Source organism: Bradyrhizobium sp. GW821-FHT13H06, assembly GCF_058803975.1.
The window spans coordinates 424,999-438,836 of record NZ_JBXAPN010000004.1 but is presented as its reverse complement, the minus strand read 5'-3'; the positions used below and the strand labels follow the sequence as shown (position 1 = coordinate 438,836).

Genomic DNA, 13,838 nt, shown 5'->3' with positions numbered 1-13,838 from the left:
CGTTGACGGCTTACGGAGCCCGGATTACCCTGCGTACTGCTTTGTAACAAAAGCGATAATCAGCAGACGGGACTTGGATGGGAGGTCCACGTGCGTGATGACGGGCTTGATCGCGCGATCGACGCTGCAGGCGGCATTGCTCAGCTTGCGCGCAAAATCGGCATCAGCCAACCCTCCGTATCGAATTGGACCCGCGTGCCCGCACAACGGGTGATTGCAGTCGAAACCGCCACCGGCGTTTCCCGGAACGATCTGCGGCCCGATCTCTACGGCGAACAAGCCGGCTCCGCCGAACTCGTCGACCCGATCGATGCGGCGCGCGCACAGGAATACGCGCTGCTGGCAACGCTGCTGTCGGCGCCTCCGTCGAAACGCCTGCTGGATCAGCTCGCTGCGCTGAGCGGTGACGCGACGCCGCTCGGGCGCGCGCATGCGGCGCTGGCCGATGCCGCCTCGAGCGCCGTCGCAGCGCAAGTCGAGCGGGAGTATTTCGACCTGTTCGTCGGACTCGGCCGCGGCGAATTGCTGCCCTATGCCTCCTATTATCTCACCGGCTTTCTCAACGAACGGCCCCTGTCGCGCCTGCGCGGCGACCTGGCGACGCTCGGTATCGCGCGGGCCGCCACCAATTCCGAACCCGAGGATCACGCCGCCATCCTGTGCGAGATCATGTCGGGGCTTGCCGGCGGCCGCTTTGATGCCTCGCCCGAGGCGCAGCGCGCCTTCTTCGAAAAACATGTGTCGCCCTGGATGGGGCGGCTGTTCGCCGACATCGAGAGCGCCGGGGACGCCCGTTTCTATCGAGCGGTCGGCGCGCTCGGCCGCACCTTCATCGAAATCGAGACGGAAGCATTCACATTCGCCAACTGACCGAGGCGCCTTGGTCCGGGAGAGATGCGATGAGTGACGAGACGAAAGCAAAGGTCGGACGCCGCGATTTCCTTCGCAGGGTCGGCTTGGGCACGGCCGGTGTCGGCGCGACGCTTGCGACGCCGTTGGTCGGGTCCGCGCAGGCGGACAGCGAGAACAACGATGAGAAGCGCAAGGCGCGCTACAAGGAATCCGAACACGTGAAGACGTTCTACCGCGTCAATCGTTATCCGGCCTGAGAGGGAGGCTGCCGTGCTTATCAAGCGAACACATCAGCGTTCCGATCGCCGCGGTTCCGTCGCCGAATCCCTTGCCGGCCAGGGCGGGGGACTTGATCGCCGCTCCTTCCTGCGCAAGTCGGGACTGGCGGGGGGCGCTCTCGCAGCGCTGGGCGCCATGCCGGTCGGCAACGTGCGCAAGGCGGAAGCAGCCGCTGCCGGCCCGCTCGCGGCCGGCGCCACCGTCAAGAAGAGCATCTGCACGCATTGTGCCGTCGGCTGCACGGTGACGGCGGAAGTGCTCAATGGAGTCTGGATCGGGCAGGAGCCGAGCTGGGATTCGCCGATCAACCGCGGCTCGCATTGCGCCAAGGGCGCTTCGGTGCGCGAGCTCGTGCACAGCGATCGCCGCCTGCGCTATCCGATGAAGCTGGTGAACGGGCAGTGGACGCGTGTGTCGTGGGACACGGCGGTGAACGAGATCGGCGACAAGCTGCTCCAGGTTCGCGAGAAGTCGGGCAGCGATTCCGTCTACTGGCTCGGCTCGGCCAAGATGACCAACGAGGGAGCCTACCTGTTCCGCAAGCTCGGCGCGTTCTGGGGCACCAACAACACCGATCACCAGGCGCGGATCTGCCACTCCACCACCGTCACCGGCGTCGCCAACACCTGGGGCTATGGCGCGATGACGAACAGCATCAACGACATGCGCAACTCCAAGACGATGCTGTTCATCGGCAGCAACGCCGCGGAAGCGCATCCGGTCAGCATGCAGCACCTGCTGGAATCCAAGGAGCTCAACAAGGCGAACTTCATCGTCTTCGATCCGCGCCTGACCCGTACCGCGGCGCATGCCACCGAATATGTCCGGATCCGTCCCGGCACCGATATTCCCGTGCTCTACGGCATGATGTGGCACATCCTGAAGAACGGCTGGGAGGACAAGGAGTTCATCGCCCAGCGCGTCTACGGTTTCGACGACCTGCGCAAGGAGGTCGAGAAGTGGAACCCGCAGGAGGTCGAGCGCGTCACCGGTGTGCCCGCCGCGCAGCTCGAGCGCGTCGCCAAGATGCTCGCGACGGTCAAGCCCGCGACCATCATCTGGTGCATGGGCCAGACCCAGCACACGGTCGGCACGGCCAATGTGCGCGCGAGCTGCATCGCGTTGCTGATGACCGGCAACGTCGGCAAGGCCGGCGCCGGCGCCAACATCCTGCGCGGCCATGACAACGTGCAGGGCGCGACCGACGTCGGCCTCGATATCGTGACGTTGCCGTTCTACTACGGCCTTGCGGAAGGCGCCTGGAAGCACTGGTCCCGGGTCTGGGAGGTCGACTACGACTATCTCGTCTCCCGCTTCGACGAGAAGAAGCTGATGGAGACGCCAGGCATCCCGCTGACGCGGTGGTTCGATGCTGCGCTGTTGCCGAAGGCCGATGTCGCACAGAAGGACAACGTCAAGGCCGTATTCGTGCAAGGCCACGCCAGCAACAGCATCACGCGCATTCCCGAATCGATGAAGGGCCTGAAGGCGCTGGAGCTGTTGGTGATCGCCGACCCGCACCCGACCACCTGGGCGTCCCTGGCGGTCGAGGCGGGACGCAAGGATGGCGTCTACATCCTGCCCGTGGCCACGCAGTTCGAATGCACGGGATCGCGCGTCGCCTCCAATCGCTCGATGCAATGGGGCGAGCAGATCGTCAAGCCGATCTTCGAATCCAAGGATGACCTCGAGATCATCTATTTGCTCGCCAAGAAGTTCGGCTTCGCCGACAAGATGTTCAAGAACATCAAGGTCGAGAACGACCTTCCGGTCGCCGAGGACGTGCTGCGCGAGATCAACCGCGGAAGCTGGTCGACCGGCTACTGCGGCCAGTCGCCGGAGCGCATCAAGGCGCACATGAAGAACCAGCACAAGTTCGACCTGGTGACGCTGCGTGCGCCCAAGGACGATCCGGAGGTCGGCGGCGATTATTACGGCCTGCCCTGGCCGTGCTGGGGCTCGCCCGAGGTGAAGCATCCCGGCTCGCCGCTGCTCTACAACAACAATCTGCACGTGATGGACGGCGGCGGCGCGTTCCGCCCACGCTTCGGCATCGAACGCGAGGAGAAGCTGCCGGACGGCACGACGCGGAAGGTGAGCCTGCTCGCCGACAAATCCTTCTCCAGGGGATCGGAGATCGAGGACGGCTATCCCGAATTCACGCTGGCAAGCCTGAAGAAACTCGGCTGGGACCAGGATCTCACCGAGGCCGAGATGGCGACGATCCAGAGGGTCAACCCGGCCAATCCGGATGCGGTGTCCTGGGCGGTCGACCTTTCCGGCGGCATCCAGCGCGTCGCGCTGAAGCACGGTTGCGTGCCCTTCGGCAACGGCAAGGCGCGCATGAATGCGTTCGGCCTGCCGGACCCGATACCGGTGCACCGTGAACCGATCTACACGCCGCGCGTCGATCTCGTCGAGAAATATCCGACCCTGCCCGACGCCAAGCAGTTCCGCCTGCCCAACATCGGCTTCTCGGTGCAGAAGGCGGCGGTGGAAAAGGGGATCGCAAAGCAGTTTCCGCTGATCCTTTCCTCGGGACGCCTCGTCGAATACGAAGGCGGCGGCGAGGAAACCCGCACCAATCCATGGCTCGCCGAATTGCAGCAGGACATGTTCATCGAGATCAGCCCGGCCGATGCCGCCGATCGCGGCATCAAGGACGGCGGCTGGGTCTGGGTGAGCGGTGCCGAGAACAATTCACGGGCCAGGATGAAGGCGCTGGTGACCGAACGCGTCGGCAAGGGCGTCGCCTGGATGCCGTTCCATTTCGGCGGCTGGCTCGGCGGTGCCGACCTGCGCAAGAACTATCCCGCCGGCACCGATCCGATCGTGCTGGGCGAAAGCGCCAACACGATCACGAGCTACGGCTACGATCCTGCGACGGGCATGCAGGAGCCGAAGGTCACGCTTTGTCAGATCGTCGCAGCCTGAGAGGAGCACGCACATGGCTCGGATGAAATTTCTCTGCGACGCCGATCGCTGCATCGAGTGCAACGCTTGCGTCACCGCCTGCAAGAACGAGCACGAGGTGCCCTGGGGCATCAACCGGCGCCGCGTCGTCACCATCAACGACGGCAAGCCGGGCGAGCGCTCGATCTCGATGGCCTGCATGCATTGCACGGACGCGCCCTGCGCGGCCGTTTGCCCGGTGAACTGCTTCTACACCACGGCCGATGCCGTGGTGCTGCACTCCAAGGATCTCTGCATCGGCTGCGGCTATTGCTTCTACGCCTGCCCGTTCGGCGCACCGCAATATCCGAAGGTCGGGAACTTCGGCTCGCGCGGCAAGATGGACAAATGCACCTATTGCGCCGGCGGCCCTGAAGCCGACGGCAGCAAGGAGGAATACGAAAAGTACGGCGCGAACCGGCTGGCCGAAGGCAAGCTGCCGCTGTGTGCCGAGATGTGCTCGACCAAATCCTTGCTTGCGGGTGACGGCGAGATCATCGCCCAGATCTACAAGGAACGCGTCACGAAGCGCGGCTATGGCTCGGGTGCATGGGGCTGGAAGACCGCGTATCGCGAGACGATCGAGTCCTGACGTGGGCAGTCGACGGGCGCGCAAGACCGGGGAGGACGTGATGGCGTCGTTTGCAAGGTTCATTCGTCTGGCGTTTGGCGCCTGGGCGCTGTTTCTTTTGGTGACGGCGGTGCCCGCGAGCGCTCAGCAGGTCAATCCGACCGCGAGCGCGGTCAAGGAGCAGCAGCTCCTGCAGGAGCTCAACCGGATCCAGGGCCGCGTCAGCATTCCCGACCAGCGCTCCCGCGTTCTCGAGCAGCCGCAGGGGCGGGAATGGCGGGAATTCCGCATGGTGACGCTGCCCTGGATCGGCGGCGTTGCCATCATCGGCATGATCGCCCTGATAATGATCTTCTATCTCACCCGCGGCATGGTTCGGCTGGAGAGCGGCCGCTCGGGCCGCACCATCGTGCGCTTCAATGGTTTCGAACGTTTCGTACACTGGATGACGGCAACCTGCTTTATCATCCTGGCGATCTCCGGCCTTAACGTCACCTTTGGCCGGCAGCTGCTTTTGCCGCTGATCGGTTTCGAGGCCTTCTCCGAATGGTCGCAATGGGCCAAATACGCCCACAATTATCTGAGTTTTCCGTTCACGCTGGGGGTCGTGTTGATCTTCCTGATGTGGATCGGCGGCAATATTCCCGGCAAGGTGGATATCGAATGGGCCAGGCGGGGTGGCGGCCTGATCGGGCATGATCATCCGCCGGCCTATCGGTTCAACGGCGGCCAGAAGATGATCTACTGGATCGTCGTGCTCGGCGGCGGTCTCGTTGCAGCGTCAGGCTATGCGCTGATGTTTCCGTTCTACGGCACGGGGATCGAAGGCATGCAGGTGGCCCAGATCGTCCACGCCATCGTGGCGGTCCTGTTCGTCGCGGCCATGATCGGGCACATCTATATCGGCACCATCGGAATGGAAGGCGCGTTCGAGGCCATGGGCTCGGGCGAAGTCGACGTCAACTGGGCTCGCGAGCACCATAGCCTCTGGCTCGACGAGCAGAAGGCGCGAACCGGACCGAACGACGGACAACCGCAACCCGCAACGGCCGCGGCCGAATAAGCGGAGTCCGACGTGGGCGCTCCAGCCTACTGAGCCGGCTCTTTCGCAAACAAGACGGAGCGGTCCTGCAGCTCCTGCTCGGGAAGCTTGTTTGCCTGGCCGGTCTGCATGTCTTGAATGGACGCCATGCCGTGCTGACCGAAATGTAGAACGGCATGCGACCTGAACATGTTGCTGGCCGCACCGGCGAGAAGCATGGCTGCAATGAGCGAAAGCATGAGGGGTTTCATGCGCATCTCCGTCTGCCATCTCCACCCGGCACGACCAATACATCCAGATTGTCCGACCGCATGTGAGCCACTTCACAGCGATCGGTTCCACCACCGTTGAAACCGAGCTGCTCTGGAGGCGGCCGGCACTTGCGGCATCAACATGCAATCCATCCTCAGATCGGATGGTGCGGCGGGCATGTCCGTGAGCCCCTGCCAGCCGTCAACTTGCTCGTCAGAGTGGATATCAGCTTGCCAATGGAAGCGCTCCGTCCCGCCCCGGCGTCGTCAAGGGCCGGCGCGGAATTCCTCCATTAGAGCAGCCATTTGGCTTCCGTTTTGTCGGCGTTCGGCCGTGAGGTCGAAAGTGGTCCGGCTCTTGCTCTTGTCAGTATGAGAAAGTTTGATAAACGTCATACTGTAAAGGCGGGGCTGATGGAGCGGGCGGCGAGGCGGAATTTGCGGGCGGTCGAGCCCGGGACTGCCGGGACGAAGGTTTTGGAATGCGCCGATGCGATTGAGACGGCCTAAGTCCGGCCGTCGTGGCGGCGCGCTGACGGCACTCTCGGCCCTGGCGCTGCTCGTGGATGACGGCCGCGCCTTTGCGCAGAGCAATAGCGCCTCACGCGAACTGCCGCCGGTCCAGGTCAGTGGCAGCGAGACGCCGGGGCGCAAGAGGCCAGCCCCATCGCGCCGCACCGGCAGACCGGCTGCCGCCAGTCACCGCATCTTTCTGTATCCAACGCCGACGCAGGAGTCGGATGCACGCAGTGCCGGCTCGGGTGCAAAGGGCGAGGCCGGCATGGCCAGCGAGATCACCGTCACCGGCGATGAGATCAACGCGCGCCCGGTCTCGCGGCCGGGTGAGGTGCTCGAAGCCGTCCCGGGTCTGATCGTGACGCAGCATTCCGGGGAGGGCAAAGCCAACCAGTATTTTCTGCGCGGCTATAATCTCGACCACGGCACGGATCTTGCGATCACGGTCGACGGCGTCCCCGTCAACATGCGCACCCACGCGCACGGCCAGGGCTATGCCGATCTCAACTGGCTGATCCCGGAAACCGTCGCCGTCATGGACGTGCGCAAGGGGCCTTACTTCGCCGACGAAGGCGACTTCGCCTCGGTCGGAAGCGTTCATATCGGCCTGATCGACCGCACCAGGAGACTCGCGCAGGTGACGGTCGGCAGTTTCGGTTACCGCCGCCTGCTCGGCATGGACTCCGCAGAAGTCGGTGACGGTTCGCTGCTGGTGGCCGGCGAAGTTGGGACCTACAACGGCCCGTGGGACAATCCGGACAATGTGCGAAAGCTCAACGGCCTCGTGCGCTACAGCCAGGGCACCGCGACCGACGGCCTGTCCGTCACCGGCATGGCCTACGTCAACAGATGGAATTCGACCGACCAGGTGCCGCAGCGCGCGATCACGGGCGGCCTGCTCGACCGCTTCGGCTCGGAGGATCCGACCGACGGCGGCAACACCAACCGTTTTGCGCTGTCGGGCCGCATCGCGCAGAGCGACGATCTCGGGTCGTGGAAGGCCAATGCCTATGTGGTGAAGAGCCAGCTCGATCTCTTCAACAACTTTACTTACTTCCTCGACGATCCCGTGCTCGGCGACCAGTTCCACCAGCACGACGACCGCCTGATGGCCGGCGCTAACGTCTCGCGTACGCTGAACGTTTCATTCGCGGGCCTGCCGACGCAGACCACAGTCGGCCTGCAATCGCGTTATGATGCGATCGACCTCGCGCTCACCGACACTTTCCAGCGCAGCTTTCTCTCCAATGTCCGCAGCGACAAGGTCGGCGAGGGCAGCGTCGGGGTCTATGCCGAAAACACGGTGCGCTGGACCGATTGGCTCAGGACGACGGTGGGCTGGCGCGGCGACTATTATGCCGCTGATGTCACCTCGCTGTTCAACACCGCCAATTCCGGCCGCGCCGATGCCGCGCTCGGCAGCCCGAAATTCAGGATGGTGCTTGGTCCGTTCAACCAGACCGAATTTTTCCTCGGTGCCGGCTACGGCATGCATTCGAATGACGCCCGCGGCGCGACCACGACGGAAGATCCGGCCGATCCCGCGACAAGGCTCACGCCGTCGCCGCTGCTGGTGCGCACCAGAGGCGCGGAGGTCGGCGTCCGCAGCAGGATCGTTGCGGGCCTCGACACCTCGCTCAGCCTCTTCATCCTGGATCAGGATTCCGAGATCCTGTTCTCCGGCGATGCCGGCGATACCTCGGCAACCCGCGCCAGCCGCCGCTACGGCTTCGAGTGGACCAACCACTACCGGCCACGGTCCTGGATCGACATCGACGCCGATCTTGCAATGACGCATGCGCGGTTTCGCGGCTATGACAGCGAGCAGGCGGAGGTCTATGCCTCGCTTGCCGGCTATCCCGAGGCGCAGATCGGCAATGCCCCAGGCAACTACATTCCGAACGCACCGGCGATGGTGGCGTCAGCCGGCGTCACGCTGGGCGAGAAGACCGGCTGGTTCGGAACCGTGCGTTGGCGCTATCTGGCCTCGAGCCCGCTGACGGAGGACAACGCGTTCCGCTCATCTGCGACCAGCATCTTCAACGGCCGCCTCGGCTATCGCATCGACAATGGCTGGCGCATCCAGCTCGACGTGCTCAATCTTTTCAACACGAAGGCGAACCAGATCACCTATGCCTATGGTTCCCTGCTCAAGACCGACTCGCTCTACAATCTCTGCGCATCAGGCACAGCGCCAACGGCAGTCTGCCAGAACGGCGTGATGGATTACGTGCTGCACCCGGTGGAGCCGCTGACGTTCAGGGTCACTGTGGCGGGGACGTTTTAGCCAGCTTGGAAGTCACCGGTATCCTCTATAACGGCGCGCATAGGCGTAGTGGGGATTGATGCCGCAATAGGCGTTCGTTCCCGATGCGGTTGCCATGCACTGAGCGTAACTGGCGAACTGGCAGTTGCCTGGATAGCCCCAGATCCGGCCCTGGAGGCAGTAGCGATCTTGTGCCACGGCGGCGCTCGAAAACCCGAAGCTCGTCAGGATCGACAGCGCGGCGGCAGCTATCAACAAAGGTCTCATCAAAACCTCCAATTTCGACACTGAACGCGGCTCGTGACCGGGCGTTCCAAAGCCCGGCGCGCAGGATGGTTGCAGCGACGCCCCAACCGGAAGGAAGATGCCTGATCAGTGCTCCGCCTCGGAGACCTCACCATCATGATCCCCGGCATCCCGCAGTCCAATGGCGCGCTGCGGACGACAGTCTAAAGCATGATGCGGGAAAGTGCGCAGCGATTTTCCGAAAAGATCATGCTTGAACAACAACCTGAAGCGCGATGACGATTCATCCCGATCGCAGCGCGCTTTAGCCCGGCAGAGGTGTGTCGGCGATGTCCAGCAGGGCGCCGAGACCCTGCCGCAGGCGGCGCGTCGCGATGTTATCGTTGGCAAGGCCCAACATCAGCAGGGATCGCCCGGTCACCGCGTAGGCGTGCCCGAACTCGAACTCGGTCGTGGGCGCCTCAGGCCGATTGGTGTCGATCAGGCCCAGCCAGCTGCGTCCGTCGGTGACTTCGGGCAGGGTAAAGTTCACGACATCATGATGCGCGTTGTAGACCAGCAGCATGGTCGCATCCGAGCCCCGACGCTTGATCCCGGTCTCCTGCGCGCGGCCGTCGAGCAGCATCCCGAAGCATTTGGCATTGCCATCCTGCCATTGCTCGGTCGTCATCTCCTCGCCGGATGGCGACAGCCAGGTCACGTCCTTGACGTCGAGTTCCTCGTTGTGTGAGCCGACCAGGAAGCGGCTGCGGTAGAGGATCGGAAACGCCTTGCGGGTCGCAATCAGCTTGCGGGCGAATTCGCGAAGGCTGCGGCCGTTTGCGGTGATACCCATCCAGTCGAGCCAGGTGGTTTCGTTGTCCTGGGCGTAGGCGTTGTTGTTGCCGTTCTGGGTGTGGCCGAACTCGTCGCCGGCGAGCAGCATCGGCGTGCCGTGGGAGAGCAGCATCGTCGCCAGCAGATTCCGCTTCTGGCGCTCGCGCAGCGCGGTGATCTCAGGGTCGTCGGTCGGCCCCTCGGCGCCGCAGTTCCAGGAATGGTTGTTGCTGTGACCGTCGCGATTGTCCTCGCCATTCGCCTCGTTGTGCTTGTCGTTGTAGGAGACGAGATCGTTCAGGTTGAAGCCGTCATGGGCCGTGACGAAGTTGACACTGGCCCAGGGCCGCCGCCCGCGCTTGTTGAAGAGGTCGCCGGATCCTGATACGCGCTTGGCAAAGTCGGCCAGCGTGCCCGGGTCGCCCTTCCAGAAGGCGCGCACCGTGTCCCTGAACTTGTCGTTCCACTCGGCCCACCCGGGCGGAAACTGACCGACCTGGTAGCCTCCGGGCCCGATGTCCCAGGGCTCTGCGATCAGCTTGACGCTGGAGAGCACGGGATCCTGGCGGCAGGCGTCGAGGAAGCCGCCGCCCTCATCGAAGCCATACGGTTCGCGCGCCAGAATGGTGGCGAGGTCGAAACGGAAGCCGTCGACCCGCATCTCGGTCGCCCAGTAGCGCAGGGAATCGGCGACGAGTTGCAGCACGCGCTGATGCGAAAGGTTGACGGTGTTCCCCGTGCCGGTGTCGTTGATGTAGTAGCGCTTCTTGTCCGGCAGCAGGCGGTAGTAGCTGGCATTGTCGATGCCCTTGAACGACAGGGTCGGGCCGAGCTCGTTGCCTTCCGCGGTGTGATTGTAGACGACGTCGAGAATGATCTCGATGCCATGGGCGTGAAACTGGTTGACCATGGCCTTGAACTCGTTCGCGGACGGCGTCTTGAGGTAACGCGGATCAGGCGCGAAGAAGGCGATGGAATTGTAGCCCCAGTAGTTGCGCAGGCCTTTCTCGACCAGATAGCTGTCGTCGACGAAGGCATGGATCGGCAGCAACTCGGCGCTGGTGATGCCGAGCGAGCGTAGATAGGCCGGGACTTCGGAATGTGCCAGGCCCGAGAACGTGCCGCGGTCGGCTTCCGGCACCAGCGGATGCAGCTGGGTAAATCCCTTGACGTGCATCTCGTAGACGATCGTCCGCTCCCAAGGCACTTCCGGCTTTCGCGATGCGCCCCAGGTGAAGGCGGGATCGATCACGCGGCACTTCTGCATCAACGGCGCGCTGTCGCGTTCGTCGTAGGAGAGATCCTTGTCGGCATGGTCGAGCCGGTAGCCGAACAGCTCCGGTCCCCAGCGGAGCTGGCCGACCAGCTGCCTGGCGTAGGGATCGAGCACGAGCTTGTTGGGATTGAAGCGGTGGCCGGCGTCGGGTTCGTAAGGGCCATGGACGCGGTAGCCGTAGACGGTGCCGGGGCGGGCGGAGGGCAGATAGCCGTGCCAGACTTCGTCGGTATATTCGGGAAGCTCGATGCGCTCGAGCTCGGTTTCACCGGTGTCGTCGAACAGGCAGAGCTCAACCTTGGTGGCGTGGGCCGAAAAGAGCGCGAAGTTGACGCCGAGCCCATCCCAGGTGGCGCCGAGCGGAAACGGCCTGCCCTCGGTGATCCGGGTGCGGCGCAGGCTTAAGGCCGCCCGCGTCAGGGCGTCGTCTGAATGTACTGTTTGGTCCATCCTTCCCCCCGAATAGTCCGTCAGGATGACGGCGCGGTCGCTGCGACCTCGGCCGTCGTCTGCTCGCTGGCGGTCGCCGAAGCGATCACGGCGGCAGGCGCCACGTCCGCCGGCTTGAACAGCGCGTTGGCTCTTTGCTGAGCTGCTTCCTTGCTGATGGCCGGAATCGAGTTGCCCATCCGCCCGACGATCGCGGTCAGCTCCGCGTCCGACAGTCCGAGGCGCTTCCTGAGGAGGCGCACCTGGGTGCGGTCGGTCAGGTCCAGTTTGTTGCGGATGGCTTGCGGTTTCGGGCGGCGCATGGCGACAGCTCCTGTGTACGAGGGTAACCGTCGCGCCGCTGATTCCGTTCCCCCATGTGCTGCAAATGTCCGGCGTCGACGCGTGGAGGAACGAACGCACGCGGCTCCGCTTTGTGGTCCGGACGATGCAAGCGATCACAAAGCACGCCGAGGCGCGGGGCATGCGGGTGAAAGGGGACGGGTTTGAGGCACAGATTGGGAACGGCCGAGCAAAGTCGGCGCCATGGTCCTCAGATCGTCGATCACGGGGTCTCGTTCAACCTATGGGCGCCCACGGCCCGATCGGTCGAACTGCTCGAAGTCGGCCAGCCGTCCCGCAGGATGCCGCGGGATGACGACGGCTGGTATCAGCTGCTGAGCCCAACCGCGCGCGCCGGCACGCGCTATCAGTTCAGGATCAACGAAGACCTCGTCGTCCCCGATCCCGCCTCGTTCTTCCAGCCGGACGATGTCGGTGCGCCCAGCGAGGTGATCGATACGGCCGCGCTGAGGGACCCGGTTCTCTATCCGGGCCGTCCCTGGGCGGAAGCCGTGATCTACGAGCTGCATGTCGGCACCTTCAGCGAGGAGGGCACCTATGCCGGCGTCGAGAAGAGGCTGCCTTATCTGCGCGATCTCGGTATCACCGCCATCGAGCTGATGCCGCTCAACGACGTCCCTGGCCGGCACAATTGGGGCTATGACGGCGTGCTCCTGAACGCGCCGAATGCCCGCTATGGCCGGCCAGAGGATCTCAAGCGGCTGCTGCAGGCCGCGCATGCTCTCGACATCATGGTCTATCTCGACGTCGTCTATAATCATTTCGGGCCGCAGCTGAACTATCTGCACTCCTATGCGGAAAGCTTTTTCAACCCGCGCCACACCACCGGCTGGGGGCCTGCCGTCAATCTCGAAGGGCCAGACGGCGCGTTCGTGCGCGGGTTCCTGATCGAGAATGCCCTCATGTGGCTGCGCGACTATGGGTTCGACGGACTGCGGTTCGACGCGGTCCACGCGCTGAAGGACGATTCCGAACGGCATTTCCTGATCGAGCTCGCCGAGACCGTGCGCAGTCAGCTGGTGGGCCGGCACGCCCATCTGATGCTGGAGAACGAGGCCAATCAGGCGCACCTGCTCGCGCGTTCGCAGGGACGGGCGAGGTACTACGATGCGCAGTGGGGCGACGATTTTCACAACGCGCTCCACGTCCTGCTCACGGGCGAGGACGAAGGCTATTACCGGGCGTTCGCAGACAAGCCGCTCGAACATCTCGCGCGATCCCTGACCGAGGGCTTTGCCTATCAGGGCGAAGTCTTTCCTCTGCACCAGGAGCCGCGCGGCGAGCCGAGTGCTCATCTGCCGCCCGAAGCGACCATCTTCTTCGCCCAGAACCACGACCAGGTCGGCAACCGCGCCTTCGGGGAGCGGCTTTCCCGATTGGTCGGCCCGGAAAAGCTGGAGCTCGCCCTGGCGCTGGTTCTGCTGAGCCCGCATATTCCGATGCTGTTCATGGGTGAGGAAGCCGCCGCCGACACGCCCTTCCTGTTCTTTGCGGACTGGACGGGCGAAGCGGCCGAGCTGACGCGGGACGGCCGCCGCAGGGAGTTTTCGCACTTCAAGGCTTTCGCAGCCCCCGAAACGCGCGCAAGAATTCCGGACCCGTGCGACGAAGGAACCTTCCTGGCCTCCAAGCTGGACTGGACGAGCATCGACCAATCTCCTGCCGGCGCGAGGTTTCGAGCGCTGACAGCGCGGTTGTTGACGATACGGCGTGAGAAGATCGTGCCGCTCATCAAACGGGGGTTTGTTTCCGCGCAGCGGCAATTACTGGGCGCGGATCCCCACATGGGCGGCGCGGATGTGCGCTGGCAGACGGAGAGGGGCGACGTTCTGCGGATTGTCGTCAACTTCGCCGGCCACGCGCTTCCCATGCCGCCGCTGGTCGAGGGCGAAAGCCTGTGGCGACTGCACCCCCATGCCGCCGAAGCACTCGTGCCCGGCGACATGATCGTGAGACTTCGCCAGAAGGACTGATCGCTG

Annotated in this window: 11 protein-coding genes; 7 read left to right on the top strand and 4 right to left on the bottom strand. The window is 64.0% G+C overall.

Annotated features, from left to right (window positions below):
* Positions 1-90 precede the first annotated feature (90 nt).
* Genes AC1RQP_RS19410 through AC1RQP_RS19390 form a run of 5 tightly spaced genes read left to right on the top strand, consistent with a single transcriptional unit; the run spans position 91 to position 5,717 of the window.
* Entirely contained in the window at positions 91-870 is a 780-nt protein-coding gene (locus AC1RQP_RS19410) for a molecular chaperone TorD family protein (protein WP_492938149.1), read from the top strand.
* Positions 871-899: 29 nt separating this feature from the next.
* Positions 900-1,109, top strand: a complete 210-nt coding sequence (locus AC1RQP_RS19405) for a twin-arginine translocation signal domain-containing protein (protein WP_492938148.1) — start codon at positions 900-902, stop codon at positions 1,107-1,109.
* Between the two features lie 13 nt (positions 1,110-1,122).
* A complete protein-coding gene (locus tag AC1RQP_RS19400; protein WP_492938147.1) occupies positions 1,123-4,065 on the top strand; it encodes a formate dehydrogenase subunit alpha in 2,943 nt (980 codons plus the stop codon).
* A gap of 13 nt (positions 4,066-4,078) precedes the next feature.
* Complete coding sequence (gene fdh3B, locus AC1RQP_RS19395) at positions 4,079-4,675, top strand: formate dehydrogenase FDH3 subunit beta (protein ID WP_131870000.1); 597 nt, start codon at positions 4,079-4,081, stop codon at positions 4,673-4,675.
* Positions 4,676-4,715: 40 nt separating this feature from the next.
* Positions 4,716-5,717, top strand: a complete 1,002-nt coding sequence (locus AC1RQP_RS19390; protein WP_239622715.1) for a formate dehydrogenase subunit gamma — start codon at positions 4,716-4,718, stop codon at positions 5,715-5,717.
* Positions 5,718-5,743: 26 nt separating this feature from the next.
* Here the strand turns inward: AC1RQP_RS19390 and AC1RQP_RS19385 are convergent, their stop codons facing one another.
* Positions 5,744-5,947 (bottom strand): hypothetical protein, encoded by a 204-nt coding sequence (locus tag AC1RQP_RS19385; RefSeq protein ID WP_492938146.1) that lies wholly within the window; start codon positions 5,945-5,947, stop codon positions 5,744-5,746.
* A 490-nt stretch (positions 5,948-6,437) separates the two neighbouring features.
* Between AC1RQP_RS19385 and AC1RQP_RS19380 the strand changes: the two genes are divergently transcribed.
* Positions 6,438-8,750: a TonB-dependent receptor gene (locus AC1RQP_RS19380; protein ID WP_492938145.1), complete on the top strand. Its 2,313-nt coding sequence runs from the start codon at positions 6,438-6,440 to the stop codon at positions 8,748-8,750.
* 12 nt (positions 8,751-8,762) lie between these two features.
* Here AC1RQP_RS19380 and AC1RQP_RS19375 read toward each other — a convergent pair whose 3' ends face one another.
* From AC1RQP_RS19375 to AC1RQP_RS19365, 3 genes are all read right to left on the bottom strand, one after another.
* Positions 8,763-8,996: a DUF3551 domain-containing protein gene (locus tag AC1RQP_RS19375; RefSeq protein WP_492938144.1), complete on the bottom strand. Its 234-nt coding sequence runs from the start codon at positions 8,994-8,996 to the stop codon at positions 8,763-8,765.
* 283 nt (positions 8,997-9,279) lie between these two features.
* On the bottom strand, positions 9,280-11,517 hold the full coding sequence (glgX, locus tag AC1RQP_RS19370; RefSeq protein WP_492938142.1) for a glycogen debranching protein GlgX: 2,238 nt from the start codon (positions 11,515-11,517) through the stop codon (positions 9,280-9,282).
* 20 nt (positions 11,518-11,537) lie between these two features.
* Positions 11,538-11,819, bottom strand: coding sequence for a hypothetical protein (locus AC1RQP_RS19365; RefSeq protein ID WP_492938141.1), 282 nt, complete (start codon positions 11,817-11,819; stop codon positions 11,538-11,540).
* Positions 11,820-12,002: 183 nt separating this feature from the next.
* On the opposite strand from AC1RQP_RS19365, the gene treZ reads away from it, so the two are divergent.
* Positions 12,003-13,832, top strand: coding sequence for a malto-oligosyltrehalose trehalohydrolase (treZ, locus tag AC1RQP_RS19360; RefSeq protein WP_492938140.1), 1,830 nt, complete (start codon positions 12,003-12,005; stop codon positions 13,830-13,832).
* The last annotated feature ends 6 nt before the right edge of the window (positions 13,833-13,838 follow it).

What these genes read in the sequence shown, in the direction of transcription:
- AC1RQP_RS19405 (WP_492938148.1), top strand. Translation starts at nt 900, where the DNA reads ATGAGTGACGAGACGAAAGCAAAGGTCGGACGCCGCGATTTCCTTCGC.
- fdh3B (WP_131870000.1), top strand. Translation starts at nt 4,079, where the DNA reads ATGGCTCGGATGAAATTTCTCTGCGACGCCGATCGCTGCATCGAGTGC.
- AC1RQP_RS19390 (WP_239622715.1), top strand. Translation starts at nt 4,716, where the DNA reads ATGGCGTCGTTTGCAAGGTTCATTCGTCTGGCGTTTGGCGCCTGGGCG.
- AC1RQP_RS19385 (WP_492938146.1), bottom strand. Translation starts at nt 5,947, where the DNA reads ATGAAACCCCTCATGCTTTCGCTCATTGCAGCCATGCTTCTCGCCGGT.
- AC1RQP_RS19380 (WP_492938145.1), top strand. Translation starts at nt 6,438, where the DNA reads ATGCGATTGAGACGGCCTAAGTCCGGCCGTCGTGGCGGCGCGCTGACG.
- AC1RQP_RS19375 (WP_492938144.1), bottom strand. Translation starts at nt 8,996, where the DNA reads ATGAGACCTTTGTTGATAGCTGCCGCCGCGCTGTCGATCCTGACGAGC.
- glgX (WP_492938142.1), bottom strand. Translation starts at nt 11,517, where the DNA reads ATGGACCAAACAGTACATTCAGACGACGCCCTGACGCGGGCGGCCTTA.
- AC1RQP_RS19365 (WP_492938141.1), bottom strand. Translation starts at nt 11,819, where the DNA reads ATGCGCCGCCCGAAACCGCAAGCCATCCGCAACAAACTGGACCTGACC.